Raw genomic sequence first — 25,738 nt, 5'->3', positions numbered from 1 at the left:
GGTCTCCCCCGACCCCCGGAGGCAGCCGTCCCATGACGACCCCGCAGACCCTCGACACGTACCTGACCGAAGTCCGCCGGCTCCAGGACGCGCTTCGTCCCGCCGGGATCCCGGCCGAGGTCACCTACCCGGCCGGCGAGATCACGATCCCGGCCCACGTGTCGCACTGGGCGGGCGAGCGTCCCGACCACCTCGCGCTGGCCCTCGGCGACACCCGGCTCACCTACGCCGAGCTCGACGACTTGCACCGCCGGGTGGCGACGTGGATGTCCCAGCACGGCGTGAGCCGTGGCGATCGCGTCGCGGTCTACCTCGGCAACTCCACCGAGTTCGTCATCGCCTTCCTGGCCCTGCTGCGCCTCGGCGCCGTCCACGTCCCGGTGAACCCGATGTTCCAGCCGGCCGAGCTCGCGTACGAGCTGCTCGACAGCGAGCCGGTGCTCGTCGTGACGAGCACGGCCCTGTCGTCGACGCTCGAGGCGTGCGCCGACCGCGTCCCGGCGATCCCCGTCCTGCTGACCGACGGCACCGGCGAGTTCGGCTGGGAGTCGGCCGTGGCCGCAGCGCCGTACGCGGGCGACGACGGCGACCTCGACTCGCTCGCCGCGCTCAACTACACCGGTGGCACGACCGGCATGCCGAAGGGCTGCCAGCACTCGCAGCGCCACATGCTCTACACCGTGGCCAGCGCCGCCGCGGCCACCGCGATGCCGTCCGACGGCAGCTACGTCTCGCTCTGCTACCTGCCGATCTTCTGGATCGCGGGCGAGGACCTCGGCATCCTGATCCCCCTCGTGCTGGGCGGCACCAGCATCCTGATGGCGCGCTGGAACGCCGCCGAGGTGGTCGACACGGTGGAGCGAGAGCGCGTCACTCTCATGACGGGCACGGTCGAGAACTACCTCGAGCTGATGGACACCCAGGACCTGGCCTCGCGCGACCTGAGCTCGCTGCTCGACCCGCAGGCCGTCTCGTTCGTCCGCAAGATGACCCCGGAGGTCCGGCACCGCTGGGCCGACCTCGTGCCCGGCTCGGTGCTGCGCGAGTCGGCCTACGGCATGACCGAGACGCACACGATCGACGCCGTGCCCTACGGCTTCGCCGAGAACGACCAGGACCTGCTGGCCGAGCCCGTCTTCTGCGGGATCCCGGTGCCCGGCACCGACATCGCCGTCGTCGAGCTGGGCACCCAGAACCCCGTCCCGCTGGGCGAGGTCGGCGAGATCATCGTGCGCAGCCCCTCGGTCACCGACGGCTACTGGCGCAACGAGGAGGCCACCCGCGAGCAGCTGGTCGACGGGTGGATCCACACCGGCGACAACGGCCGCATCGACGAGCAGGGCTTCCTGCACTACCTCGGTCGCCGCAAGGAGATGATCAAGGTCCGCGGCATGAGCGTGTTCCCCGCGGACGTCGAGATGCTGCTGGCCCAGCACCCGGCCGTGGACTCGGTCGCGGTCGTCCCCACCGACGACCCCGACACCGGCCAGCGCCCCGTGGCGTTCGTCGTCCCCAAGTCCGGCTCGGACGTCACCCCCGAGGAGCTCGTGACGTGGTCGCGCGCCAACATGGCCACCTACAAGGTGCCGCTCGTCTCGGTGCTCGGCTCCCTGCCGATGACCGCCACCGGCAAGGTGCGCAAGAACGAGCTCGCCGACGACGCGGCCGCGCTCAACGCCGGGGCCTCCTCGTGACCACCCTGCCCACCCTGGAGGAGCTCCAACCGCTCGGCACGCTGTTCACGCGGACGGTGCCCGAGCGGTACCAGGACCTCAACGGTCACGTGAACGTGCGCGGGCACTACGACCTGCACATGGACGCCGCCGAGGAGTCGTGGGAGCACCAGGTGGGCCTCGACCAGGCCTTCCTCGACCGCACCGGCCAGAGCTCGTTCAGCCTCACGCACCACGTGCAGTTCCACCGGGAGATCCTCGTGGGCCACGAGGTCTCGGCACACCTGCGGATCCTGGCGCGCGGGCCCAAGACCGTCCACGCCGTCACGATCGTGGCGAACCGCACCACCGGCGAGATCGCCAGCACGCTGGAGTTCGTCGAGGCCTACGTGGACCTGACCACCCGCCGCACGGCGCCGTTCGCGCCCGAGGTCGCCGAGCGCATCGACGCGCTCCTCGAGCAGCACGCCGCGCTGCCGTGGTCGCTGCCTCCGAGCCATCGCCTCGGCACCACGCGTCCGAGCTGAACAGCGGGTCGCGCAGTCCGAGACGGACTCAGGCGGGCGAGGGCGGCGAGGGTCGAACCGCGCCACCGGGCGCGGCGCCGGCCGGCGGAGGCTTCAGGGCCGAGACGTCCTTGGAGGAGGACTCGTAGCCCCCACGCTTCGGTCGGCTCCTGCCGACTCGAGGCGCCTGGAATTCGGAGTTCTTTCTGGTCACCGGTCACTCCCCTCAGGCATCGATGAACTCAAGGTACTCGACCTCCTGGAACCGCACGAGCAGCCCACGACCGAGGATCGGTCGACCTGAGCCGCTCAGCTCGAACTCCCCGGTGGCCGGGTCGACCTCAGCGACAGCAGCCAGAAAGAGGTCCTCGGGCTCGGGGTACCCGGAGGCGTAGGACTTCAGCTCCCCACTGCTGGCGTAGGCGCCGCCCAGCCACGTACCGGACTTCAGCCTGAGTCGGATCCAGCCGTTCCGCGGTCCTTGGAAGAGATGGTCCCAGGCTCGAGGCGCAGGGTCCGGCCCGGTGATCGCGAGTGCCCATCGCTGGCGCGATCGCGTCCCCCACCCGACGGCGGTTCCTGCCACCAGTGGGACGGCGACGTAGAGGAGTGCGGTGGGCCAGGCCCACCAGGACGGCGGGTCGGCTCGAGCCAGCGGAAGGTGAGTCGACCACAGCCACCACGTGGCGGGAGCGAAGAGTGCATGGAGGACCGCCGAGCCGCCGACGAACCGGAACAGTCGGTCACTGGCTCCCGAACCCCACCTGCCCACGATCCGCTCGAACGCCCACGAGTAGAGGGCTCCGGGCAGGAGCGCCAGAAGGACGACACCGAGAGCGTGCATGGTGGAGGGCATCCGCACATGGTGGCGATTCGGCCGGCGCCCTCACCAGAGGGTGGTGGCCGTCTGTGGAAATCAGTGGCCGAGGCAGGCCATCCAGATGCGGTGCATCTCCTCGACGGCCTCGTCCACGGTGGTCGCGCCGGCCACCACGAGCGGCGCGTAGCGGTCGTTCATCCCGGCGCCCATCGTGCCGAGCGCCTCGGGATCGGCCACCGGCTGAACCCGGCCCGCGCGGGCCTGCTGGCTGACGTACGTGGCGGTGCGGTGCACGGCCTCGCCCTGGATCTCGCTCCAGAGGCGGCGCATCTCGTCGTCGGCGACCGCCTGGTGGTTGAGCACCGTCATCAGCGCGAGGTTCTCGACCGTCGCCTCGAGCGTGGTCTCGATCGTGCGCCGCAGCACCTCGTCGACGGCGTCGCGGTCGATCCCCGACAGGTCCTGGGCCCGCAGGAAGCGGTCGCGCACCTGCTCGGCGAGGACCGCGAAGACCTGCTCCTTGGAGGCGAAGTAGACGTAGAACGTCGCGCGGCTGACGCCGGCCCGGCGCGTGATCTCCGCGATCGTCGTGGCGCCGTAGCCGAGCTCCTCGAACGCCGCGCGCGCCGCGGTCAGCAGCTCGCCGTGCCGTTGCGCGTCCGCCCGGTCGTGGTCCTCCCGGATCGCCCAGCCCTGAGTCATGGCCTCACCCTAGCCTGCCCATTGACACAGGTGTCAACAGTCGCGAGGATGGAAGTTGACACCCACGTCAACACCAGGAGTCGACGATGAAGGTCCTGATCGCCAACCGCGGCGAGATCGCCCACCGGATCGAGCGCGCGGTCCGTGCTCTCGACTGGACGCCCCAGCACGTGCACACCGCCGAGGAGGCGGGAAGCGCGGACCCCGAGAGCTACCTGCTCCCGAAGGCCGGCGTGGCCGGGTACCTCGACGTCGACGCCATCGTGGCCGCCGCGGTCCTGACGGGCTCGGACCTGGTGCACCCCGGCTACGGCTTCCTCAGCGAGAGCGCGGAGCTCGCGCGGGCCTGCGAGGCCTCGGGGCTCACCTTCGTCGGACCGGACCCGACCACGCTCGAGCTGTTCGGCGACAAGGGCAGCGCCCGCGAGCACGCGCTGGCCCACGGCGTCCCGGTCCTGGACGCGACGGGACGTGACGCCTCCCTCGCCGAGGTCGCGGCCCTGCTGGAGCGCCACCCCGCGGGCATCATGATCAAGGCCGTCTCCGGTGGTGGCGGCCGCGGCATGCGCCCCGTCACCGACGCCGCCGACCTCGCCGAGGCGTACGACCGCTGCCGCTCCGAGGCCGAGCGCGCCTTCGGCAACTCCTCCGTCTACGCCGAGCGGCTGCTCGCCAGCGCCAAGCACATCGAAGTGCAGGTGCTGGGCGACGGCGCGGGCGTCGTCACGCTCGGCGAGCGCGAGTGCTCCGTGCAGCGCCGCCACCAGAAGGTCATCGAGGTCGCGCCGAGCCCGTCGCTGACCGACGCCCACCGCGAGCGCCTGACCACGTGGGCGAAGGACCTCACCTCACCCCTGGGCTACCGCGGCCTGGCCACGGTCGAGTTCCTCGTGAACGCCGACCTGCTGCGCCGCAGCGGTCCCCTCGACGCCGTGTTCATCGAGGTCAACCCCCGGCTCCAGGTGGAGCACACGGTCACCGAGGAGGTCACCGGCACCGACCTCGTGCGGGCCCAGCTGCTCGTCGCGGCCCGCCACCGCCTCGACGAGGTGGGCGTGCCGACCGATGTGCAGCCGCGTCCCGGCGTCGTCGCGATCCAGTCGCGCGTCAACGCCGAGGAGGTCGTCGGCGGCACGGTCGTCTCCACCACCGGCACCGTCACCGCCTTCTCCGCTCCCGACGGCGTCCGCGTCGACACGGGCATCGCGCCGGGCACCGTCGTCGACGGCACGTTCGACTCCCTCCTCGCGAAGGTCGTCACCGTCACCGAGGGCGACCACGCCACGGCCTGCGCCGACGCCGACGCGGCCGTCGCCGCCCTGCGGATCGACGGCGTGCGGACCAACGTCCCGCTGCTGCGCGAGCTGCTGGCCCACGACGCCGTGCGCAGCGGTGAGGTCACCACCGCGTGGCTCGACCGCCTGCTCGCCGATCGCGCCGATTCCGAGCGCACCACCGACGAGTCCGGCACCGTCTCCTCGGTCATGAACGGCACCGTGCTGGCCGTGTCGGTGAAGCCCGGCGACACCGTGGGGCCGAAGACGCCGCTGGCGACCCTCGAGTCAATGAAGATGGAGCACCCCGTCACGGCTGGATTCGCCGGCACCGTCACCGAGGTCCTCGTCGCGAGCGGCGAGCAGGTGGCGGCCGGCCAGCCGATCGCCGTCGTCGCGCCCGACGACACCGTCGACCACCAGCACGCCGAGGACGCGGACGTCGACCTCGACCACGTCCGCCCCGACCTCGAGGAGCTCCAGGACCGGATCGCCCGCACCCGCGACTCGGCCCGGACCGAGGCCGTCGCGAAGCGGCACGCCCGCGGCCACCTCACCGCGCGCGAGTGGGTCGACCTGCTCGTCGACGAGGGCACCTTCACCGAGTACGGCGCCCTGACCGTCGCGGCTCAGCGGCAGCGCCGCACCCTCGACGACCTGATGGACAACACCCCCGCCGACGGCATCATCACCGGCCTCGGCACGATCAACGGGGACGACTCCGAGACGTCGCGCCGCTGCGCCGTCCTGGCCTACGACTACACGGTGCTCGCCGGCACGCAGGGCTACTTCAACCACAAGAAGACCGACCGCCTGCTCGAGCTGGCGCGCGACCGGAAGCTGCCGGTCGTCCTCTTCGCCGAGGGCGGCGGCGGCCGTCCCGGTGACACCGACACCGCCGACCTGCTCGCCGCGGGCCTGAACGTGCGCACCTTCGCCACGATGGGATCGCTGAGCGGCGTCGTGCCGACGGTCGGCATCCTCACGGGCCGCTGCTTCGCCGGCAACGCGGCCCTCCTGGGCTGCTGCGACGTCATCATCGGCACGGAGGACGCCAATCTCGGCATGGCCGGCCCGGCGATGATTGAGGGCGGCGGACTCGGCGTCTTCACCCCCGAGCAGATCGGCCCGATGTCGGTGCAGGGCCCGAACGGCGTGGTCGACATCGTCGTCGGCGACGACGCCGAGGCGATCAGCGTGGCCCAGCGGTACCTCTCCTACTTCCAGGGCGGTCGCACCGCCTGGGACGCCGCCGACCAGCGACGCCTGCGCCACGTCATCGGCGAGAACCGCAAGCAGGTCTACGACATCCGCACGGTCATCGACGCGCTCGTCGACACCGACAGCGTGCTGGAGCTGCGCCGCGAGTTCGGCACCGGCGCGATCACCGCCCTGGTGCGGATCGAGGGCCGGGCGTACGGACTCGTCGCGAACAACCCCGCCCATCTCGGCGGCGCGATCGACGCGGACGCGGCCGACAAGATGGCTCGCTTCCTCCAGCTGTGCGACGCGCACGGCCTGCCCGTCGTGTCGCTGTGCGACACCCCCGGCTTCATGGTCGGGCCGGAGAGCGAGCAGACCGCCACGGTGCGCCACTTCAGCCGGCTGTTCGTGATCGCCGCGCACCTCAAGGTGCCGATGACCACGATCGTCCTGCGCAAGGCCTACGGGCTCGGCGCGCAGGCGATGGCGGCCGGCGGCTTCGCCCAGACCACCGCGACCGTCTCGTGGCCCACCGGCGAGATCGGCGGCATGGGACTCGAGGGCGCGGTGCGCCTGGGCTTCTCCAAGGAGCTGGCCGCCATCGAGGACGAGCAGGCCCGGGCCGACCGCTACGAGGAGCTCGTCGCGCAGCACTACGAGGCCGGCAAGGCGATCAACGGCGCGATGAAGCTCGAGCTCGACGAGGTCATCGACCCCGCCGACACCCGCCGCTGGATCGTCGCCACCCTCGGCGACTGGGACGGCGAGGGCTCGCACCGGTTCGTCGACACCTGGTGATCCTGCAGCGCGCCTGAGCAGTGGTTTCGATACGCCGCTCGTTCCTCGCGAGCTACTCAACCACCGGAACCCGGTGATCGAGTGCCGGCGAGCGCAGCGAGACGGTGTATCGAGATCACGCTGGGAACGACCGCTCGATCGTCGTCACGACACTCGTGACCGACGGCCTCGTCGGCGTGCTCGAGAACCCGAAGCGGCACGGCGGGTCCACCGGCCGGAGGTCCCCGAGATCGGCCCCCCGCCACGTCCCGGCGATCGCGTCCACCGAGACGATCCCCGTGGCGCCGTACCACTCGCGGCGGTCGTTGCCGGCCGTTCCGCGTGTCCGCACGCCCCGCATCACGACCCGCGCGACCGGGTCGATCGCACCGCACCAGGCGGGCGCGGTGGCCACCCGCACCGGCACGAGGCCGAGCAGCGCACCCAGCGGCGTCCGCCCACCAACCACCAACCGCAGCGACAGCGACGGCGTCGCGACCTGCCACCCGTCGGCCGTGTCCGTCACGGGCACGGGCTCGATGACGTGCTCGTCGAACGTGTAGGTCGCCGCGACGAAGTCCCGCACCCGCTCGGACGGGGCCAGCAGCACGCGGTGACCGGCCGCGTCCTCGATCATCACGTCCGCGAACGCACCCCACGGTGAGGCGTCCCAGCGCCCGACGACCACGCGGATCCCGCTCGTGCTGCCGACGCCGGCGATGCGGCCGACGAAGCGCTCCCTGATTCGACCCGACTTCACGAGCCCATCCTGCCCGCTCGGGGCCAGCGGCTGTCGGTGACGAGCGGCAGGATGGGGGCATGCTGCTCGCCGAGCTCGTCGCCACCTCCACCGAGGTCGCCGCGACGCGCTCCCGGAAGGCTAAGGTGGCGCTGCTCGCCGAGCTCCTTGGCCGGGTCGAGCCCGACGAGCTCGAGGTCGTCGTGTCCTACCTCGGCGGCGCGCTGCGCCAGCGGCGCACGGGCCTCGGCTGGCGGGGCGTGAGCGCCCCGACGCCGCCGTCCGACGAGCCGTCGCTGGGCGTGCTCGAGGTCGACGCCGCCTTCGAGGCGATGTCGCGGCTGTCGGGGTCGGGCTCCCAGCGCGACCGCCGGGAGGCCGTCGCCGACCTCTTCGCGCGGGCCACCGCCGCAGAGCAGGCGTGGCTGCGGGCGATCGTCACCGGCAACCTGCGCCAGGGCGCGCTCGACGCCGTCACGCAGGAGGCCGTGGCACAGGTCGCGGGGGTGCCGGTGGCGGCGGTGCGCCGGGCGGCAATGCTCGCCGGCAGCACGGTCGCCGCGGCGGGCGCCGCGTTCGAGGGCGAGGAGGCACTGGCCGCGATCGGCCTCGAGGTCGGCCGACCGGTCATGCCGATGCTGGCCTCGAGTGCGCCCGACGTGGTCACCGCCATGGCCGGCCTCTCCCCCGATGGCCGCACCGACGTCGCCGTCGACGCCAAGCTCGACGGCATCCGCATCCAGGTCCACCGCGACGGCGACGCGGTGCTCGTGGTCACCCGCAGCCTCGACGACATCACCGACCGGCTGCCCGAGGTGGTCGCGGTCGCCCGCTCGCTGTCCGCCACGCGGTTCGTGCTCGACGGCGAGGCGCTCGCGCTGTCCGACGACGGCCGTCCGATGGCCTTCCAGGACACCGCCAGCCGCACCGCCCAGGCCGCCGGCGTCGCGATCACGCCCCACTTCTTCGACGTGCTCCACGTCGACGGCCGCGACCTGCTCGACGCGCCCGGCCACGAGCGCACGGCCGCGCTCGACGCGCTGGTGCCCGAGGCCCACCGGGTCCGCCGACTCGTCACCTCCGACGCGGCCGCCGCCGACGCCTTCGCCACGGAGACCGTCGCCGCCGGCCACGAGGGCGTCGTCCTCAAGGACCTCTCCGCTCCCTACGCCGCGGGCCGCCGCGGCTCGGCCTGGGTGAAGGTCAAGCCGGTCCACACCCTCGACCTCGTCGTCCTCGCCGTCGAGTGGGGCTCCGGCCGGCGCCAGGGCTGGCTCTCGAACATCCACCTCGGGGCGCGCGACGAGTCGTCCCCGACGGGCTTCGTGATGCTCGGCAAGACCTTCAAGGGGATGACCGACGCCATGCTCGCGTGGCAGACCGAGCGGCTCCTCGCGCTGGAGACGCACCGCGAGGGCCACGTCGTCCACGTCCGCCCCGAGCAGGTCGTCGAGATCGCCTTCGACGGACTCCAGCGCTCCACGCGCTACCCCGGCGGCCTGGCCCTGCGCTTCGCCCGCGTCGTCCGCTACCGCGACGACAAGGCGCCGCACGAGGCCGACACGATCGAGACTGTCCGCTCGCTCGCCGGCGCTTGAGCAGAACCCTCGCCTGATCTCGATACGGCGTCTCGCTGCGCTCGCCACCTACTCGATCACCGGACCGGTGGTCGAGTAGCACCGCGAGGAACGAGCGGGCGTATCGAGACCATGCCCGGACAGACAGCAGCCCCGCCGGGGAGGAATCCGGCGGGGCTGCTGGTCCGTGGGCGTCAGTCCGCGTTGCGGATGCTGCGCAGGTTCACGACGCGGTAGCCGGCGTCGAAGGTGAGCCCCTTGGTGAAGTAGTTCACGACGGGGATCATCAGCGGGACGAAGTCCACCCGCTCCAGCAGCGCGGCCTCGGCCTCGCCCCAGAGCTTGCAGCGCTCGTCGCCCTCGACCTTCGAGAGCTGGTCCTTGACCATCGCGTCGAACTTGTCGTTGTCGACGCGGCCCCAGTTCAGCGCGCCGCCCTCACCGTAGACCGAGCTCATCTTCGTGGCCATGGGGAACGGCGTGCGGATCGCGGTCTGGTACGGGTAGACGATGATGTCCCAGTCCTCGTCGTCGCCGTAGATCGTGCCCGCAGCCTGGGCCTGCGTGCCGCTCGTGATGTTGACCTTGATGCCCAGCTGGCGCACCGCGTCGGCCAGGTACTCCGGTCCGGAGTTCTGGACGTCGTAGCCCAGCATCTCGACCGTCAGCTCCTTGCCGCCCGGGCCGTAGCCGGCCGCCTCGAGCTCCTTCTTCGCAGTGTCCAGGTCGAACTCCGGGGTGAACTGCTCGTTCTCCGGGGTGTAGCAGTTCATGTCTGGCGTGATGAAGGTCCGGGTGGGCTCGCCGAGGCCGAACGAGGCGGCCTTCGTGAAGCCCTCGGGGTCGATCGCGTGGGCGACGGCGCGACGCAGGCGCTCGTCGGCGAACGGACGGCCCTCGCGCTCGTTGAACGAGATGGCGTCGGCGCCGTAGGCCTTGCCCTGGATCGGGTCGTTGTCCTGCACGAGGCGCTCGTTGTCGCGGCCGAGGATCGCCGCGATGTCCGTGGCCCCGGTCTCGAAGAGGTTGGCGCGGGTGGAGTCCGAGGTCACGACGCGCATCGTGATCTTCGCCGGGACCTCCTCGTCCTCGCCGAGGGCGGGCGAGTCCCAGGACTCGAGCACGTACTCGTCGCCGCGCTTCATCGAGGCGATCTTGTAGGGGCCGGAGCCCTGCGGCTCGGTGCCGAGGCTCTCGACGTCCTCGAGGCCCTTCGGGCAGACGACGAACGCGTTGGTCATCGACTCGAGCATGTCCGCGTGGGGCTGGTTTACCTCGATCGTGAGGGTGTCGGCCTCGTCGTCGCCGACGATCGACTTCGCGCCACCGGGACCGAAGAGGCGTCCGGTGAACGGCGAGCCGGACTTCGGGTCGGCGAGGCGCTTCATGTTGTCGGCGACGTCCGACGGCAGCAGGTCGGAGCCGTCGCTGCACTTGAGGTCGGGCCGCAGGGTGAAGACGACCTTCGTGGGCGTGACATCCCACTTCGTGGCCATGGCCGGCGCGACGCCGCCCGTCTTGCGGTCCTGGCGGACCGGGGTGTCGTAGAGCGCCTCGAACAGCTGCATCGATCCCTGGTCCGACGACGAGATCGCCGGGTCGAAGGTGTCGATGTCGTTGCGCAGATCCATGACGAGGCTCTCGGGAACCTCTCCCGCCGGGCCCTCCGCTCCCCCGGACTCCCCGCCGCACGCGGCCAGCGTGAGCGCCGCGATCGTCACCAGTGCTGAAGCTTGAACTCGTCTCGACATGACCAGCCTTTCCCTCCGATGGACATGTGATCGGTCTCACATGTTCAGCCCATCCTGAGGCCGGCGACTCGCAAAGTCAATGTTGAACTCAGGTTTATATGAAGTTGGTTTCAATTACGAGAAAGGGGCCGCGCGGATCTCCGCGCGGCCCCTCCGTGAAGCTGTCTCAGCGAGCGTGCGTGACGCCACCGTCGACCGTGATGGTGGAGCCGACGACGTAGTCGCCCGACCGTGCCGCCAGGTAGATCGCGGCGGCGGCCATGTCCTCGGACGTGCCGATGCGGCCCGACGGGATCGAGGACTTGATCTCCTCGGCGTGGTCGCGGGCGTCCTTGTTCATGTTCGAGGCGAACGCGCCCGGCGCGATGCCGCTGACGGCGATGTCGTCCTCGATCAGGCGGATCGCCATGCGGCGCGTCAGCTGGATGACCCCGGCCTTGCTGGCGTGGTAGGAGTACGTCTCCTGCGGGTTCAGGCTGATGCCGTCGATCGAGGCGATGTTGATGACCTTGGCGAGGTGGTCGCCCGTGGCGGCCACGAGGTCCGACTTCAGCGCCTGCGTCAGGAAGAACAACGACTTGACGTTGAGGTCCATGACCTTGTCCCAGCCGGACTCGGGGAACTCGTCGAACGGCGCGCCCCAGGCGGCACCGGCGTTGTTGACCAGGATGTCCAGGCTCGACTCGTGCTCGCGGTAGCGCGCGACGAGGTCGTTGATGCCGTCCAGCGTCGAGACGTCGGCCGGCAGCGACACGCAGGTGCCGAACTCGGAGAGCTCGGCGGCGGTGGCGTCGCACGCCTCGGCCTTGCGGGCCGAGATGTAGACCCGGGCGCCCTGCTTGAGGAAGCCCTCGGCGATCATCCGGCCGATCCCGCGGGACCCTCCGGTGACGAGAGCGGTGCGGCCTTCGAGTGAGAACAGTGACGTGGTGTCCATGCGTGGATCCTCCAGGTGGTGGGTGAGGTGGGTCGGGGGGTCAGGACTGCGGCAGGTCGACGAGACCGGCCAGGTCGGAACGGTGCGCCGCGGGCGTGCCGAGCGCGAGCTGGTCGGACTTGGCCCGCTTCAGGTACAGGTGGATCGCATGCTCCCACGTCATGCCGATGCCGCCGTGGAGCTGCAGCGCCTCCTCGGCCGCGTGCAGCGCGACGTCGGAGCAGTACGACTGCGCCACGGCCTGCGCGACGGGGGCGTCTGGATCGCTCGTGGCGAGCGTGTCGGCCGCGTACCGCGCGGCCGCCTGCGCCTGGGTGACCTCGAGGTAGAGGTCGGCGAGCCGGTGCTTGATCGCCTGGAACGAGCCGATAGGCCGGGCGAACTGGATGCGCGTCTTCGCGTACTCCACGGTGGTCTCCAGGCACCATTGGGCCAGGCCCAGCTGCTCGGAGGCCAGCAGCGCGGCACCCGCGGCCAGCGCCGCGTCGACGGCGGCGACCGCGGCGTCACCCTCGGCGAGCACCTGCCCCTCGCCCGTCGGGGTGACCGACGCCAGCGGCCGGCTCATGTCGAGCGACGTGAGCGGCGTGACGTCGGCGGTCTCGTGCAGCACGAGCCGCACGGTTCCGCCCTCGGAGGTGGGCACCAGGAAGAGGTCGGCGCCGATGGCGCCCGCGACCGGAGCCGTGGCACCGTCCCCCGCCGACCAGGCGCCGGCACGGGCCGACCACGGCAGGACGAGGACGGCGCGGCGGTCGCCCGAGGCCACCCGGGGCAGGACGTCCTGAGCCTCGACCGACAGCAGGGCGGTGGTCGCGATGACCGCGCTCTCCAGGAACGGGACGGGCGCGACGGTGCGGCCGAGCTCCTCGAGCACCACGGAGGCCTCGCGCGCACCAGCACCCGCTCCTCCCCACTGCTCGGGAACCAGCAGTCCGGCCAGGCCGAGGTCGCCCGCGAGCGCGGACCAGGCGGCGGAGACGTCGGTCTCCGGGGCGTCGTAGAGCGCCGCGACGGTCGAGGGGTCGACGGTGCGCTTCAGCGCGCCGCGCACGCTCGAGCGCAGCGACTCCTCGACGTCGGAGTAGAGCAGTTCACTCATCGCGGCACCTCGTTGAAGGGGACGCCCTTGTCGGGGCGGTGGTCGGCGGGCAGGCCCAGCACGCGCTCGGACACGACGTTGCGCATGATCTCGGACGTGCCGCCCTCGATCGAGTTGCCCTTGGCGCGCAGGTAGCGGAAGCCCGGGCCGCGGCCCAGGAAGCTCGCGGACGCGGTGCGCACCATGGTCCAGTCGTCGTACTGCAGCCCCGCGTCGGGATCGAGCTCGAGCGCGAAGCCGGACACCTGCTGTGCCTGCTTCGCGAACGCGAGCTTCATCGCCGAGCTCTCGGGGCCGGGCTGGCCGACGGCCAGCTGCTGGCGCAGGCGCTCGCCCGCGAGGCGGGTCACCTCGGTCTCGACCCACCACGACATGAGCCGGTCGTGCTCGGCGGCGGAGCGGACCGACGGGTCGGTGCGCCACCGCTCGGTGACGATGCCGATCTGGCCGGCCTCGCGGTCGGCCCCGCTGCTGATCGCCACGCGCTCGTTGTTGAGCGTCGTGGTGGCCACGCGCCAACCTTGGCCGACATCACCGACCCGGTCGGCGTCCGGCACGCGCACGTCGTTCAGGAAGACCTCGTTGAACTCGGCCTCGCCGGTGATCTGGCGCAGGGGACGCACGTCGACGCCCGGATCGGCCATGTCGACGACGAAGTACGACAGGCCGGCGTGCTTGACCACGGTCGGATCGGTGCGGGCGACGAGGATCGCGCGCTGGGCGTTCTGCGCCCCCGAGGTCCAGACCTTCTGGCCGTTCACGATCCAGGTGTCGCCGTCGAGGACGGCCTTCGTCGCGACGCCCGCGAGGTCGGAGCCGGCACCGGGCTCACTGAAGAGCTGGCACCAGACCTCCTCGCACGTGAAGAGGGGGCGCAGGTACCGCTCCTGCTGCTCGGGGGTGCCGAACGCGATGAGCGTCGGCGCCGCCATGCCCAGGCCGATGCTGTTCAGACCGAGGTCGGGCGCCGGGGCACCCGCCTCGGCGAGCAGCTGCTCGACCATCTGCTGCTCGTCACGCGGGCGGTCCAGGCCGCCGCGGCCCACCGGGAAGTGGACCCACGCGAGACCGGCGTCGAACCGGGCCCCGAGGAACTCCACCGGGTCGACCGTGGCGAGGTCGAAGCGCTCGAGCAGTGCCGCCACCTCGGCGCGAACGTCAGTCACGCGTCCCCGCCTTGCGCAGCTCGTGACGCGCGAGGGCGTTCTTGTGCACCTCGTCCGGCCCGTCGGCGAAGCGCAGCGTGCGCACCTGGGCGAACCACTCGGCGATCGGGAAGTCCTGGCTGAGTCCGCCACCACCGTGGACCTGGATCGCCTTGTCGACGATCCACTCCACCGTGCGGGGGGCGGCGATCTTGATGGCCTGGATCTCGGTGTGGGCACCCTTGTTGCCGACGGTGTCCATGAGCCACGCGGCCTTGAGGGTCAGCAGGCGGATCTGCTCGATCTTGACGCGCGACTCGGCGATCCAGTCGCGGACGACGCCCTGCTCGCTCAGCGGCTTGCCGAACGCCACGCGGTCGTTGGCTCGCGCGACCATCAGCTCGAGGCTGCGCTCGGCGATGCCGATGAGGCGCATGCAGTGGTGGATGCGGCCGGGCCCGAGGCGGGCCTGGGCGATCGCGAAGCCCTCGCCCTCACCGGCGATGAGGTTCGTGACGGGCACGCGCACGTCGGTGAAGATCACCTCGGCGTGGCCGCCGTGGTCGCGGTCGTCGTAGCCGAAGACGCGCATGCCGCGCTTGATCTCGATGCCGGGGGTGTCCCGCGGCACGAGGATCTGCGACTGCTGGCGGTGACGCGACGCGTTGGGGTCGGTCTTGCCCATGACGATCATGATCTTGGCGTTCGGGTTCATCGCACCGGAGATGAACCACTTGCGGCCGTTGATGACGTACTCGTCGCCGTCGCGCACGATCGAGGTCTCGATGTTGGTCGCGTCGGAGCTGGCCACGGCCGGCTCGGTCATCGCGAAGGCGGAGCGGATCTCGCCCTCGAGCAGGGGCTCGAGCCACTGCTTCTTCTGCTCGTCGGTGCCGAACATGCTCAGCACCTCCATGTTGCCCGTGTCGGGCGCTGCGCAGTTCGTGGCGGTCGGGGCCAGGTGCAGGCTGCGGCCCATGATCTCGCACAGCGGCGCGTACTGGAGGTTCGTCAGGCCGGCGCCCTCGGCGCCCGGGTGGAAGAGGTTCCACAGGCCGCGCTTCTTCGCCTCGACCTTCAGGCCCTCGATCACCGGCGGGGGCGACCACACGTCGGGAGCTGCTTCGAGCTGCTCCCAGAACGTCGCCTCGGCGGGGTAGATGAACTCGTCCATGAACGAGGTCAGGCGCTCGATCAGGTCGTTGGTGGTGGCGTCGTAAGCAAATTCCACGGGGTACTCCCAAAGGTGAATTCAGATTCAACTCAGGCTAGCGCCTCGCCCCGCGGATGGCAATGGCCGGTCCGGCTCAGGCCGAGGCGCGCGACGGGAGCGTCATGCCCAGCGCGTTGAACCACAGCTTCGTCGACGTCTCGACCATCGCGTCGAGGTCGTAGCCCTCCCCCAGCGCGAAGGAGTAGTAGGCCAGCCGGCTCACCATGCTGGACAGCGCGCGCGACGTCATCACCGGATCGAGCCCGGGGTCGGCCAGTCCGGACTCCTGGGCGGACTCCACCCAGCGCGCCACCCGGTCGGTGAACAGCGTGGAGCGCTGCACGCGCAGCGCGCGGAAGTCGGGGTTGATCGTGGCGACCTGCTCCAGCAGCACCATGAGCTTGGCGTTGCGCCGGTACGCCTCGAAGTAGGCCCGGTTGCTGGCCTCGAGGACGGCCGCGATGTTCTGGGGATCCTCCTCGACGCGCGGCAGGCCGGGGTGCAGCATGTCCTCCTGCGCGACCTGCAGGACGGCCGTGAAGATCTCGTCCTTGCTGTCGAAGTAGGTGTAGAAGGTGCCGATCGACGTGTTCGCCTCGCGCGCGATGTCGGTCAGGCGGGAGTTGATGAACCCGTCGCGCTCGAACACGCCTCGCGCCGCCCTCACGAGCGACTCACGGGTCCGCTGCCCCCGGGCCGTCACGGGCAACGAGCGCAAGGTGCTCTCGTCGACCAACGACCCGGGGGCATGACCGTCGGGACTACTTGATCTGCTCACCGACGGGCCTGAGCACCGAGATGACGGGCGGGCCCGCGACGAGATCCTTCAGCACCTCGCCGAACGTGGCGAACTCGGCCGACGAGCCGTGGCGACGCAGCGCGTCACCATCGGCGTACTCCTCGATCAGCACGTAGTCGACCTGGCTGCCGCTCACGCGCTGCAGGTCCCACCGGGTGCAGCCCTCGTCGACCAGCATGGCCGGCCGGGCGGCCGCGACGGCCTGCTCGAACTCGGCCGTGCGGTCCTCGCGGACGGTGACGGCGGCGGTCACGTTGATCATCGGTCTCCTCCAGCGGTCGCGGCACGGCGGCCGAACACGGGCGTGCGCTTCTCCACGAAGGCGCGCACGGCGCCGATGTGGTCCTCGGTGAGCCCGGTCGCCTTGTGCAGGGGCACCTCGGCGTCCATGCTCTCCTCGAGGCTCACGCGGGGGGCGCGGTCGAGGTTGTCCAGCATGTACTCGTACGCCTGGGCCGGACCGTTGGCGAGCTGCTCGGCGAGGGCTCGCACCCGCGCGTCGAACTCGTCCTCGGACACGACCTCGTTGAGCAGGCCCAGGCTGCGGGCCTCCTCGGCGCGGACGCGCGGGTTCAGGAGCATGAGCTCCCGCGCCTTCACCGGGCCGACGATGTCGTTGAGCAGCCACGCCACGCCGAAGTCGCCCGAGAGGCCGACCGCGCCGAACGCCGTCGCGAAGACGGCGCGCTCGCTGCCGATCCGGAAGTCGGCGGCCAGGGCCAGGCCCAGACCGGCGCCGGCGGCCGCGCCGGGGATCGCGGCGATCACGGGCTTGCGGCTGCGGTAGATCTTGCCCACCGTCGCACGCTGCGCCTGACGCTGCGCCTCGACGGCCTCGACGTCGACCTCCGAGCTGCCGCCGCCCTCACCGCCCTTGGCGTCGAAGTCCTGGACGTCGCCACCGGAGCAGAACGCCTTGCCGGCGCCCGTGATGACGATGACGCCGACGTCCTCGGAGTCCTGCATCGCGTCGAGCAGGGTCTCCAGGCCGGCGACCATCGCATCGGACAGCGCGTTGCGGCGGTCGGGACGGTTCAGCGTGATGGTGCCGATGCCGTCCGCGACCTCGCCGTAGACGTCGTCGTCCGTGCTCGTGCCGTTGATGAGCTTCGACATCACGCGACCTCGAAGAGGCCCGCGGCACCCATGCCGCCGCCGATGCACATGGAGATCACGACGTAGCGCGCGCCGCGACGCTTGCCCTCGATGAGCGAGTGGCCCACGAGGCGGGCGCCGGTCATGCCGTACGGGTGGCCGACCGAGATCGCGCCGCCGTTGACGTTGTAGCGCTCGGGGTCGATCTCGAGGGCCTCGCGGCAGTACAGCGCCTGCGACGCGAAGGCCTCGTTGAGCTCCCACAGGCCGATGTCGTCGACCGTCAGACCGTGGTGCTTGAGCAGCTTCGGGATCGCGAAGACCGGGCCGATGCCCATCTCGTCCGGATCGCAGCCGGCGACGGCCATGCCGCGGTAGACGCCGAGGACGTTCGCGCCACGCTGCTCGGCGACCTTGCGCTCCATGAGCACCGAGGCGGAAGCGCCGTCGGAGAGCTGCGAGGCGTTGCCGGCGGTCACGCTGGACACCTTCGTCACCTGACCGTCGGGCAGCACGGCCGACAGGCCCGAGAGCGACTCACGCGTGGTCGAGGGGCGGTTGCCCTCGTCCTTCGCCAGGGTCACGCGCTGCTCGCTGATCTGCTTCGTCTCGCGGTCCTGGACCAGCTGGACCGACTCGAACGGCACGATCTCGTCGTCGAAGCGGCCGGCCTCCTGCGCGGCGGCGGTGCGCTGCTGCGAGAGCAGGGCGAACTCGTCCTGGGCGTCGCGGCTGACGTTGTAGCGCTCGGCCACGATCTCGGCCGTCTGAAGCATCGGCATGTAGAGGTCGGGGCGGTGCTGCTCGAGCCACGGGTCGTTGGCGCGGTGGCCGTTCATGTGCTCGTTCTGCACCAGCGAGATGGACTCCACGCCGCCGCCGACGGTGATGTCCATGCCGTCCGCGACGATCTGCTTCGCGGCCGTGGCGATGGCCATCAGGCCCGAGGCGCACTGGCGGTCCACCGACATGCCGGCGACCGAGGTGGGCAGGCCCGCGCGCAGCGCCGCCTGGCGTGCGACGTTGAACCCGCTGCTGCCCTGCTGCATGGCGGCGCCGAAGACGACGTCCTCGACCTCCGAGCCATCGATGCCTGCACGCTTCACGGCCTCAGCGATGGCGTGACCCGCCAGCTCCTGGGCCTGCGTGTTGTTGAAGGCACCACGATAGGCCTTGCCGATGGGGGTGCGGGCGGTCGAGACGACAACTGCCTCTCTCATGAGCGTTCCTTCTGATCCGAAAGTCGATGGTCGAGAGTCCTCGCGCCGGCGGCGCGGAACAGGTAATATGAATCTTACTTCAGTTTCAACTTTGGCTCGTTGTCCCCCCGATGTCAACAACGCGCCCCGCAGGGAAGTGGGATGGACACCGATGGCACGGAACACCGCGCGTCGATCAGGCGCGGCGCTGGTCATCGTCCTGTCCCTGCTCTCCACCGTGACCGCACTGCTGCAGACGATGGCCGTGCCGGTCCTGGGCAAGATGAGCCGCGACCTCGAGGTCTCCACCGCCGCGATCGGCTGGGTCGTCACGATCAACCTGCTGGCCGCGGCCGTCCTGACCCCGGTCCTGAGCAAGTCCGGCGACCTGCACGGCCGGCGCCGCCTCGTGCTCGTCGTCGTGGGCGCGGTGGCGATCGGATCGCTGCTCGCCGCGGTCACGTCGTCGTACTGGATCCTGCTCGTGGCCCGCGCCATGCAGGGAGCGTCCTTCTGCCTGTTCCCGCTGGCGGTCGGCCTGCTGCGTGAGCACCTCCCGATGCGACGGCTGCCCCTCGGGCTCTCGTTCCTGACCGGCGCGATCAGCGTCGGCGCCGGCGCGGGCCTCGTGCTGACGGGCGTCCTCACCCACGGCGACCGCGACTACCGCAACATCTTCTGGTTCACGATGACGGTCGCGCTGGTCCTGTTCGTGATGTCGGTGGTCGTCATCCCCCAGGACCGGCCGCACGCCGCCGGACGCGTGGACTGGCTCGGCGGATTCCTGCTCGGCGTCGCGCTCGTGCTGGTGCTGCTGGCCATGACGCAGGGCAACGACTGGGGTTGGACGAGCGTCACCACCACCGCGACGCTCGCCGGCTCGGTGGTGACCTTCGCCGTGTGGCTCGCGGTGGAGAACCGCGTGACCGAGCCCCTCGTCCCGGTGGCGATGCTGCGCGACCGCACGCTCGCGTCGGCCAACGCGATCGGCTTCTTCATCGGCTTCGGGATGTTCCTGATCTTCCTGAGCCTCACCGCGCTCGTGCAGGTGCCGGAGAGCCACGGCCACGGGTTCTCGGCCTCGGTCCTGGAGACGAGCCTGGTCTACCTGCTGCCCGCCGCCAGCATCGGCATCGTGGCCTCGCCCCTGGGCGGCGTGTGGGTCACCCGCTTCGGCGGCCGCGCCACCCTCCTGGTCGCCTCGGTCGTCGGCCTGATCGGCTACGTGCAGCTGTTCGCGTTCCACGACGAGGTCTGGCAGGTCATCCTCGGCGGCGTCATCACGAACTTCGCCTTCAGCATGGGCTTCGCCGCCGTCCCGGCCGTCGTCACCTCGGTCGTGCGCCCCGAGGAGACCGCCCTGGCCAACGCGATGGCCTCGATCATGCGCTCGGGCGGCAGCGCGCTGGGCAGTGCGCTCGTCGTCGCCCTGATCGCGAGCCACCTGATGCCCGACGACCACCCCGAGGAGTCGGTGTTCGCCATCGTCTTCGCGATCGGCGCCGTGACCATGGTCCTCAGCATCGTCATCACCCTCGTCGGCATCCCCCGACGCGACGTGGCCGCGGCCCGCGCTGCGGAGCCGGCAACGGACGAGCCCGAGACGGCTCGCGACCTCACGCCCTGACCGACACGACGAAAGGGCCCCTGACGACGAGTCGTCAGGGGCCCTTCGCGTGCGACCTCAGGAGGCGGGCGACGAGATCTTCAGCGCGTTCACCCACAGCTGCGTGAGCGAGTCGACCATCTCCTCGATCGTCCACTCCTCGCCCAGCACGAATCGCGAGTACGCCGCCCGGGCGACCATGCCGGACAGGAAGAACGACGCCAGCTTCGGATCGATGTCCTTCGTGGCGATGCCCTGGTCCTGCAGCTGCTTGATGCTCCTGGCGTTGCGCTCGACGAACGCCTCACCGCGCTTGCGTCGCAGGTCGCGGAAGTTGTCGTCGATGTTCGCGACCTGCTCCATCAGCCGCATGAACGGCGCGAAGCGCTGGTAGGACTCGAGGTAGGCGCGGTTCGCCTCACGAATCTGGGCGACCGGGTCGTCCCCGCCGGTGACCGCCCGGACGTCGGGGTGCAGCATCTCCTTCTCGACCTCGGCCTGCACGGCGGAGAAGATCTCCTCCTTGCTGTCGAAGTACGTGTAGAAGGAGCCGGCGGAGATGCCCGCCTCGGTGGTGATGTCCACGAGCCGTGCGTCGAGGAAGCCGTCGCGCTCGAACACGACGCGCGCCGCGTCGATGAGGTTGGCGCGCGTACGCAGCCCACGAGGGGTCGTGGGCAGCTCGCGCGACGGCGCCTCGCCGGAGAAGCCGGCGGAGCGCCGATGGCGCGTCGTACTCTCTGCAGAGCTGCTCATGCCGTCATCCTAAGGGGAATCTGAGGTCGAGTTCGGCTTTGTTACCGCGTGGTCACGAAGGTTCTACTTCGCTTCCACGAGACGTCCGAGGGACTCGGCCACCGCGACCGGCTTCTCCGAGCCCTCACGCTCGAAGACCTGACGCGCGCGCAGCTGGACGCCGCCGGGCACGTGGTCGATCGAGATGACCTCGGTCGTCATGCGCACGCGCGATCCGATGGGCAGCGGCGCGGGGAACCGCACCTTCTCGTAGCCGTAGTTGAGGCTGTGCGCGAACGCCTCGAACGAGATGAGCGAGTAGGAGAACGCCGGTCCGAGCGACAGGCTGTAGAGGCCGTGCGCGATGGTCGTGCCGAGCGGGCTCTGCGCGGCACGGTCGGGATCGACGTGGATCCACTGGTGGTCGCCGGTCGCGTCGGCGAACGCGTTGACGCTCTCCTGCGTGACGTCGTGCCACTCGGTCGGGCCGATCGTCTTGCCGATGAGGGCCTCGAGGTCGGCGACGTTCTGCGGGCGAACGGGCAGCTGGGTGGTGTCGGTCAAGGTTCTGTCCTTCGTGAGTGGTGGTGGTGTGAAATCGGGAGTCAGCGTCCGCGCCACACGGGCGCGCGGCGCTCGGCGAACGCGGTGGCGCCCTCGCGGGCGTCCTCCGACGTGCTGACCTTCATGGCGACGGGCTCCTGCTGCTTCCAGCCCTCGGCCATGCCCCAGTCGGCGGCGTTCTCGAGCACGTACTTGGTGCCCTCGAGGGCCAGCGGCGCGTTGTCGACCAGCTGCTGCGCCAGCTCGAGCGCGACGTCGAGGGCCTGGCCGGGCTCGGCGACACGGTTGACCAGGCCGACCTGGTACAGCCGCTCGACCGGGAGGTGGTCGCCGGTCAGCCCGATCTCCGCGGCCACGTGGTACGGGATCCGCTGCGCGAGGCGCAGCAGGCCACCACCGGCGGCGATGAGGGAGCGCTTGACCTCGGGAAGGCCGAGCTTGGCGTCCGAGGCGGCCACGATCAGGTCGCACGCGAGGGCCATCTCCAGGCCCCCGGCGACGGCGAAGCCCTCGATCGCGGCGATGAGCGGGGTCTTGGGGCCGCGCGTGGCGAAGCCGCCGAAGCCCCGGTCCTCGAACGCCGGGAAGTCACCCTCGAGGAAGGCCTTGAGGTCCATGCCGGCGCTGAAGCCCCGGCCCTCGCCGCGGATGATGCCGACCACGAGCGACGGGTCGGCATCGAGCTCGTCGAGCACCGCCGCCATCTCGCGCGCCACCTGTCCGTTCACCGCGTTGCGGGCGTCGGGGCGGTTCAGGGTGATCAGCAGGGCCCGGCCGTCCAGGACCTTCTCGCTGAGTACGACTGACATGAATCTCCTTGTGCTGGTCGCCGGTGGCACCGGCGGTGGATCAGGACGTGAGGAGGCGGGCGCCCCGTGCTGCGCGGGGCGCCCGCCGGCTCTCACTCGACCGCGCGGATGCTCCGCAGGTCGACGGTGCGGTACGTCGCGTTGAACGTGAGTCCGTCGGCGAAGTAGTTGGCGATGGGCCACAGCAGCGGCACCAGGTTCGTCTGCTCGAGCAGCGCGGCCTCGGCCTTGCCCCAGTTCTCGCAGCGCTCCTCGCCCAGCGAGCCGGTCGCGGCCGCCGAGTACTTGTCGAAGTCGTCGTTGCGGGTCCGGCCGAAGTTGTACGAGCCGCCCTCACCGAGGTTCGAGCTCATCTTCGTCACGAGCGGGTACGGGTGCGGGGCCGCGCTGAGGTACGGGAACACGATGACGTCCCAGTCGCCCTCGTCGCCGTAGACGATGGCACCGGCCTGGGCCTGCGTGCCGTTCGTGACCTTGACGTCGATGCCGACCTTGCGCAGGGCGTCCGCGACGTAGTCCGGGCCGGAGTTCTGCACGTCGTAGCCGAGCAGGCGCACCGTCAGCTTCTTGCCGCCGGGACCGTAGCCCGCGGCCTCGAGGTCGGCCTTGGCCTGGTCCTCGTCGAACTTCAGGCCGATGTCGCCGTTGGACTCGGTGTAGCAGTCCATGTTCGGCGTGATGACCGTGTTCACCGGCTCGCCGACGCCGAAGGACGCGGCCTTCGTGTACGCGGCGGCGTCGATCGCCTGGGCGACGACCCGGCGCAGGCGCTCGTCCGACATGGGCGCCTCGGGACGCTGGTTGAACGTCAGGGAGTCGGCCTCGAAGGCCTTGCCCTGGATGAACTCGTGGTTGGACTCGAGTCGCTCCGAGTCACGACCGAGGATGCCGGCGATGTCGGTCTCACCGGTCTCGAAGAGGTTGGCGCGCGTCGCGTCGTTCGTGATGACGCGGAACGTGATCTTGGCCGGGACGCTCTTGGGGTCCTCCAGCGCGGGCGAGCCCCACGCCTCGAGCTCGTAGGTGTCGCCGCGCTTGAGCGAGGTGACCTTGTAGGGACCCGAGCCCTGCGGGGCCGTGGCGAGCGCCTCGGTGTCCTCCAGGCCCTTCGGGCAGATCACGAAGGCGGTCGACATGCTGTCGAGCAGGTCCGAGTGGGGGTCGTTCACCTCGATCGAGACGGTGCGGGCGGCGTCGTCGGCGACGATGTCCTTCACTCCCCCGGCGCCGAAGAGGCGGCCCGTGTAGATGGAGCCCGTCTTCGGATCGGCGAGGCGCTTCATCGAGTTCGCGATGTCGGTGGCCGTGAGGTCGGTGCCGTCACTGCACTTCAGGCCCTCACGGAAGGTCATGTCGATCTTCGTCGTGGTGACCTCCCAGTCCGTGGCCATGGCGGGGACGTACTCGCCCGACTTCATGTCGCGGCGGACCGGCGTGTCGTAGAGCGCCTCGTACATCTGCACGGCGCCCTGGTCGGCGGCGGTGAGGAAGGGGTCGAAGGTGTCCACGTCGTTGCGCAGGTCCATGACCACCTTGTCGGGCGCCTGACCGGCGACACGGTCGCCGCCTTCGTCGGAGCCTCCACAGGCAGCGAGGATCGAGGTCGACAGCGCGAGTGCGCCGGCGAGGCCGACCGTGCGGCGCCACGGACGGGTTCGGGGAGAGGTCATCGGTCATCCTTCGTCGAGGGGCCTGAATCCGAATTCAGGTTCTTGAGTCGAGTGTGACGGAGGTCACCAGAAATATCAATACTGAACTCAGTTTCATTTACAGCGAAGGCCGGCCCCCGCCGGGTGAGGGAACCCAGGAGGACCGGCCGCTCGCGGCGTGGAGGCTCAGCCCTTCACGCGAATCGTCCGCAGATCGGTGGTGCGGTAGCCCGTCTCGAAGGTCAGGTCCTTCGAGAAGTAATTGGCGATCGGCCACATCATCGGCACGACGTCGGCGCGCTCGAGCAGGGCCGCCTCGGCCTTGCTCCAGTTCTCGCACCGCTCGTCACCCGTGGTCGCGGGTGCCAGCGCGGCGTACTTGTCGAACTCGGCGTTCTTGATGCGACCGAAGTTGTACGAGCCGCCCTCACCGAGGTTCGAGCTCATCTTCGTCACGGCCGGGTACAGGTGCGGCGCGGGCGCGTTCATCGGGAAGACCAGCAGGTCCCACTCCCCCTGGTCGCCGTAGACGATGCCCGCGGCCTGGGCCAGCGTGCCGTTGGTGATCTCGACCTTCATGCCGATCTCGCGCAGCGCGTCGGCGACGTACTCCGGGCCGGAGTTCTGCAGGTCGTAGCCCAGCAGACGCACCGTGAGCTCCTTGCCGCCGGCACCGTAGCCCGCGGCCTCGAGGTCGGCCTTCGCCTGGTCCTTGTCGAACTTCGGCTTCAGGTCGCCGTTGCTCTCGACGTAGCAGTCCATGTTGGGCGTGGCCAGGGTGTCGATCGCCTCGCCGACGTCGAACGACGCCGCCTTCGTGTAGGACTCGGCGTCGAGCGCCTGCGCCACGACGCGGCGCAGCTTCTCGTCCGCGAACGGCGCACCGTCGCGCTGGTTGAACACGACCGAGTCGGACTGGAACGCCTTGCCCTGGATCGGCTCCACGGTCGCCTCGAGGCGCTTGGAGTCACGGCCCACGACGCTGACGATGTCGGCACCGTCGGTGTCGACGAGGTTCGCGCGGGTGGAGTCGGAGGTCACGACGCGGTAGGTCAGCTTCGCCGGGACGCTCTCGGGGTCCTCGAGCGCGGGCGAGCCCCAGGCCTCGAGCTCGTACGTGTCGCCACGCTTCATCGAGGTGACCTTGTAGGGGCCGGAGCCCTGCGGGGTCGTGGCGAGCGCCTCGGTGTCCTCGAGGCCCTTCGGGCACACGATGAACGCGGTCGCCATGCTGTCGATCAGGTCCGAGTGCGGCTCGTTGACCTCGACCGAGACGGTGTTCGCGGCGTCGTCGCCGACGATCTCCGTCACGCCGCCGGCGCCGAAGAAGCGGCCGGTGTAGATGGAGCCCGTCTTCGGGTCGGCCAGGCGCTTGAGCGAGTTGGCGATGTCGGTCGGCTTGAGGTCCGAGCCGTCGCTGCACTTCAGGCCCGACTTGAGCTCGAAGTCGATCTTGGTGGCGGTGGCCTCCCACTTCGTGGCCATCGCGGGCTCGTACTCGCCGGTCTTCCAGTTGCGGCGCACGAGCGTGTCGTAGAGCGCCTCGTACATCTGGACCGCGCCCTGCTCGGCGGCGGTCAGCATCGGATCGAAGGTGTCGACGTCGTTGCGCAGCACCAGCGTCGCCTCGTCGGGCGCTTCACCGGAGGTGCCGGCGGACGACGACGAGCCGCCGCCACACGCGGTCAGGAGGGACACGGCCAGGGCGACGACGGCTGCCGACCCCAGTCCGCGGCGCAGCGCGGACCGGCGATCCGCGCGGCTTCGGTGGTTCAACTTCATGCTCGACCTCTCACATACTCAGGGCTGCCGGCGGGGGGCACGGCACCGCACCATCGTATATGAACTTGGTTTCATGTTTAC

The 25,738-nt window shown here is 70.5% G+C and carries 22 protein-coding genes; 5 read left to right on the top strand and 17 right to left on the bottom strand.

Going from position 1 to position 25,738, the window contains the following annotated elements:
- The first annotated feature begins 32 nt into the window (after positions 1-32).
- Together B2363_RS00810 and B2363_RS00805 are read left to right on the top strand one after the other, a co-directional pair.
- Positions 33-1,694, top strand: a complete 1,662-nt coding sequence (locus B2363_RS00810) for an AMP-binding protein (RefSeq protein WP_286927762.1) — start codon at positions 33-35, stop codon at positions 1,692-1,694.
- Entirely contained in the window at positions 1,691-2,200 is a 510-nt protein-coding gene (locus B2363_RS00805) for a thioesterase family protein (RefSeq protein WP_286927759.1), read from the top strand. The genes B2363_RS00810 and B2363_RS00805 overlap by 4 nt, the downstream gene beginning before the upstream one ends.
- 205 nt (positions 2,201-2,405) lie before the next feature.
- On the opposite strand, the gene B2363_RS00800 is transcribed toward B2363_RS00805, so the two are convergent.
- Both B2363_RS00800 and B2363_RS00795 read right to left on the bottom strand, forming a co-directional pair.
- Positions 2,406-3,035, bottom strand: coding sequence for a DUF6338 family protein (locus tag B2363_RS00800; RefSeq protein WP_181754549.1), 630 nt, complete (start codon positions 3,033-3,035; stop codon positions 2,406-2,408).
- Positions 3,036-3,095: 60 nt separating this feature from the next.
- Positions 3,096-3,701, bottom strand: a complete 606-nt coding sequence (locus B2363_RS00795; RefSeq protein WP_286927757.1) for a TetR/AcrR family transcriptional regulator — start codon at positions 3,699-3,701, stop codon at positions 3,096-3,098.
- Positions 3,702-3,787: 86 nt separating this feature from the next.
- On the opposite strand from B2363_RS00795, the gene B2363_RS00790 reads away from it, so the two are divergent.
- Complete coding sequence (locus B2363_RS00790) at positions 3,788-6,976, top strand: acetyl-CoA carboxylase family protein (protein ID WP_286927755.1); 3,189 nt, start codon at positions 3,788-3,790, stop codon at positions 6,974-6,976.
- Between the two features lie 115 nt (positions 6,977-7,091).
- Here the strand turns inward: B2363_RS00790 and B2363_RS00785 are convergent, their stop codons facing one another.
- A complete protein-coding gene (locus B2363_RS00785) occupies positions 7,092-7,715 on the bottom strand; it encodes a hypothetical protein (protein WP_286927753.1) in 624 nt (207 codons plus the stop codon).
- A 59-nt stretch (positions 7,716-7,774) separates the two neighbouring features.
- On the opposite strand from B2363_RS00785, the gene B2363_RS00780 reads away from it, so the two are divergent.
- Entirely contained in the window at positions 7,775-9,292 is a 1,518-nt protein-coding gene (locus B2363_RS00780) for an ATP-dependent DNA ligase (RefSeq protein WP_286927751.1), read from the top strand.
- A gap of 173 nt (positions 9,293-9,465) precedes the next feature.
- On the opposite strand, the gene B2363_RS00775 is transcribed toward B2363_RS00780, so the two are convergent.
- The 9 genes from B2363_RS00775 to B2363_RS00735 all read right to left on the bottom strand — a co-directional run bounded on the left by B2363_RS00775 (position 9,466) and on the right by B2363_RS00735 (position 18,533).
- Positions 9,466-11,022 carry an ABC transporter substrate-binding protein gene (locus B2363_RS00775; RefSeq protein ID WP_286927750.1) on the bottom strand — a complete coding sequence of 519 codons (1,557 nt, stop codon included), beginning with the start codon at positions 11,020-11,022 and terminating at the stop codon, positions 9,466-9,468.
- Positions 11,023-11,188: 166 nt separating this feature from the next.
- Positions 11,189-11,959: an SDR family oxidoreductase gene (locus B2363_RS00770; protein WP_181754539.1), complete on the bottom strand. Its 771-nt coding sequence runs from the start codon at positions 11,957-11,959 to the stop codon at positions 11,189-11,191.
- Positions 11,960-11,999: 40 nt separating this feature from the next.
- On the bottom strand, positions 12,000-13,061 hold the full coding sequence (locus B2363_RS00765; RefSeq protein ID WP_286927748.1) for an acyl-CoA dehydrogenase family protein: 1,062 nt from the start codon (positions 13,059-13,061) through the stop codon (positions 12,000-12,002).
- Positions 13,058-14,227 (bottom strand): acyl-CoA dehydrogenase family protein, encoded by a 1,170-nt coding sequence (locus B2363_RS00760; protein WP_286927746.1) that lies wholly within the window; start codon positions 14,225-14,227, stop codon positions 13,058-13,060. Before B2363_RS00760 ends, B2363_RS00765 begins: the two co-directional genes overlap by 4 nt.
- Positions 14,220-15,437, bottom strand: a complete 1,218-nt coding sequence (locus B2363_RS00755) for an acyl-CoA dehydrogenase family protein (RefSeq protein WP_181754533.1) — start codon at positions 15,435-15,437, stop codon at positions 14,220-14,222. Before B2363_RS00755 ends, B2363_RS00760 begins: the two co-directional genes overlap by 8 nt.
- A gap of 76 nt (positions 15,438-15,513) precedes the next feature.
- Positions 15,514-16,137, bottom strand: coding sequence for a TetR/AcrR family transcriptional regulator (locus B2363_RS00750; protein WP_286927743.1), 624 nt, complete (start codon positions 16,135-16,137; stop codon positions 15,514-15,516).
- Positions 16,138-16,180: 43 nt separating this feature from the next.
- The gene (locus B2363_RS00745) at positions 16,181-16,480 is read right to left on the bottom strand and encodes a putative quinol monooxygenase (RefSeq protein WP_286927742.1); all 300 of its coding nucleotides are present in this window, start codon (positions 16,478-16,480) and stop codon (positions 16,181-16,183) included.
- Positions 16,477-17,334: an enoyl-CoA hydratase-related protein gene (locus tag B2363_RS00740; RefSeq protein ID WP_286927741.1), complete on the bottom strand. Its 858-nt coding sequence runs from the start codon at positions 17,332-17,334 to the stop codon at positions 16,477-16,479. The genes B2363_RS00745 and B2363_RS00740 overlap by 4 nt, the downstream gene beginning before the upstream one ends.
- A complete protein-coding gene (locus tag B2363_RS00735) occupies positions 17,334-18,533 on the bottom strand; it encodes an acetyl-CoA C-acyltransferase (RefSeq protein ID WP_286927740.1) in 1,200 nt (399 codons plus the stop codon). Before B2363_RS00735 ends, B2363_RS00740 begins: the two co-directional genes overlap by 1 nt.
- Before the next feature lie 151 nt (positions 18,534-18,684).
- Between B2363_RS00735 and B2363_RS00730 the strand changes: the two genes are divergently transcribed.
- Positions 18,685-20,139, top strand: coding sequence for an MFS transporter (locus B2363_RS00730; protein WP_286927739.1), 1,455 nt, complete (start codon positions 18,685-18,687; stop codon positions 20,137-20,139).
- Positions 20,140-20,196: 57 nt separating this feature from the next.
- Here B2363_RS00730 and B2363_RS00725 read toward each other — a convergent pair whose 3' ends face one another.
- From B2363_RS00725 to B2363_RS00705, 5 genes are all read right to left on the bottom strand, one after another.
- On the bottom strand, positions 20,197-20,874 hold the full coding sequence (locus B2363_RS00725; RefSeq protein WP_286927738.1) for a TetR/AcrR family transcriptional regulator: 678 nt from the start codon (positions 20,872-20,874) through the stop codon (positions 20,197-20,199).
- 63 nt (positions 20,875-20,937) lie between these two features.
- Positions 20,938-21,417, bottom strand: coding sequence for a MaoC family dehydratase (locus B2363_RS00720; protein ID WP_181754520.1), 480 nt, complete (start codon positions 21,415-21,417; stop codon positions 20,938-20,940).
- Between the two features lie 41 nt (positions 21,418-21,458).
- A complete protein-coding gene (locus B2363_RS00715) occupies positions 21,459-22,226 on the bottom strand; it encodes a crotonase/enoyl-CoA hydratase family protein (RefSeq protein WP_286927736.1) in 768 nt (255 codons plus the stop codon).
- 92 nt (positions 22,227-22,318) lie between these two features.
- On the bottom strand, positions 22,319-23,896 hold the full coding sequence (locus tag B2363_RS00710; protein ID WP_181754515.1) for an ABC transporter substrate-binding protein: 1,578 nt from the start codon (positions 23,894-23,896) through the stop codon (positions 22,319-22,321).
- 165 nt (positions 23,897-24,061) lie between these two features.
- Positions 24,062-25,657, bottom strand: a complete 1,596-nt coding sequence (locus B2363_RS00705; protein ID WP_286927735.1) for an ABC transporter substrate-binding protein — start codon at positions 25,655-25,657, stop codon at positions 24,062-24,064.
- Positions 25,658-25,738 lie beyond the last annotated feature (81 nt).

Origin of the sequence: Aeromicrobium sp. UBA7512 (genome assembly GCF_002476985.1) — a bacterium.
Lineage (GTDB): Bacteria > Actinomycetota > Actinomycetes > Propionibacteriales > Nocardioidaceae > Aeromicrobium > Aeromicrobium phoceense.
This window is presented reverse-complemented; position numbering and strand designations above follow the sequence as displayed.

Coding starts and splice junctions, on each gene's coding strand:
- B2363_RS00810 (WP_286927762.1), top strand. CDS start 33: ATGACGACCCCGCAGACCCTCGACACGTACCTGACCGAAGTCCGCCGG.
- B2363_RS00800 (WP_181754549.1), bottom strand. CDS start 3,035: ATGCCCTCCACCATGCACGCTCTCGGTGTCGTCCTTCTGGCGCTCCTG.
- B2363_RS00795 (WP_286927757.1), bottom strand. CDS start 3,701: ATGACTCAGGGCTGGGCGATCCGGGAGGACCACGACCGGGCGGACGCG.
- B2363_RS00790 (WP_286927755.1), top strand. CDS start 3,788: ATGAAGGTCCTGATCGCCAACCGCGGCGAGATCGCCCACCGGATCGAG.
- B2363_RS00780 (WP_286927751.1), top strand. CDS start 7,775: ATGCTGCTCGCCGAGCTCGTCGCCACCTCCACCGAGGTCGCCGCGACG.
- B2363_RS00775 (WP_286927750.1), bottom strand. CDS start 11,022: ATGTCGAGACGAGTTCAAGCTTCAGCACTGGTGACGATCGCGGCGCTC.
- B2363_RS00770 (WP_181754539.1), bottom strand. CDS start 11,959: ATGGACACCACGTCACTGTTCTCACTCGAAGGCCGCACCGCTCTCGTC.
- B2363_RS00765 (WP_286927748.1), bottom strand. CDS start 13,061: ATGAGTGAACTGCTCTACTCCGACGTCGAGGAGTCGCTGCGCTCGAGC.
- B2363_RS00745 (WP_286927742.1), bottom strand. CDS start 16,480: ATGATCAACGTGACCGCCGCCGTCACCGTCCGCGAGGACCGCACGGCC.
- B2363_RS00740 (WP_286927741.1), bottom strand. CDS start 17,334: ATGTCGAAGCTCATCAACGGCACGAGCACGGACGACGACGTCTACGGC.
- B2363_RS00735 (WP_286927740.1), bottom strand. CDS start 18,533: ATGAGAGAGGCAGTTGTCGTCTCGACCGCCCGCACCCCCATCGGCAAG.
- B2363_RS00730 (WP_286927739.1), top strand. CDS start 18,685: ATGGCACGGAACACCGCGCGTCGATCAGGCGCGGCGCTGGTCATCGTC.
- B2363_RS00725 (WP_286927738.1), bottom strand. CDS start 20,874: ATGAGCAGCTCTGCAGAGAGTACGACGCGCCATCGGCGCTCCGCCGGC.
- B2363_RS00715 (WP_286927736.1), bottom strand. CDS start 22,226: ATGTCAGTCGTACTCAGCGAGAAGGTCCTGGACGGCCGGGCCCTGCTG.
- B2363_RS00710 (WP_181754515.1), bottom strand. CDS start 23,896: ATGACCTCTCCCCGAACCCGTCCGTGGCGCCGCACGGTCGGCCTCGCC.
- B2363_RS00705 (WP_286927735.1), bottom strand. CDS start 25,657: ATGAAGTTGAACCACCGAAGCCGCGCGGATCGCCGGTCCGCGCTGCGC.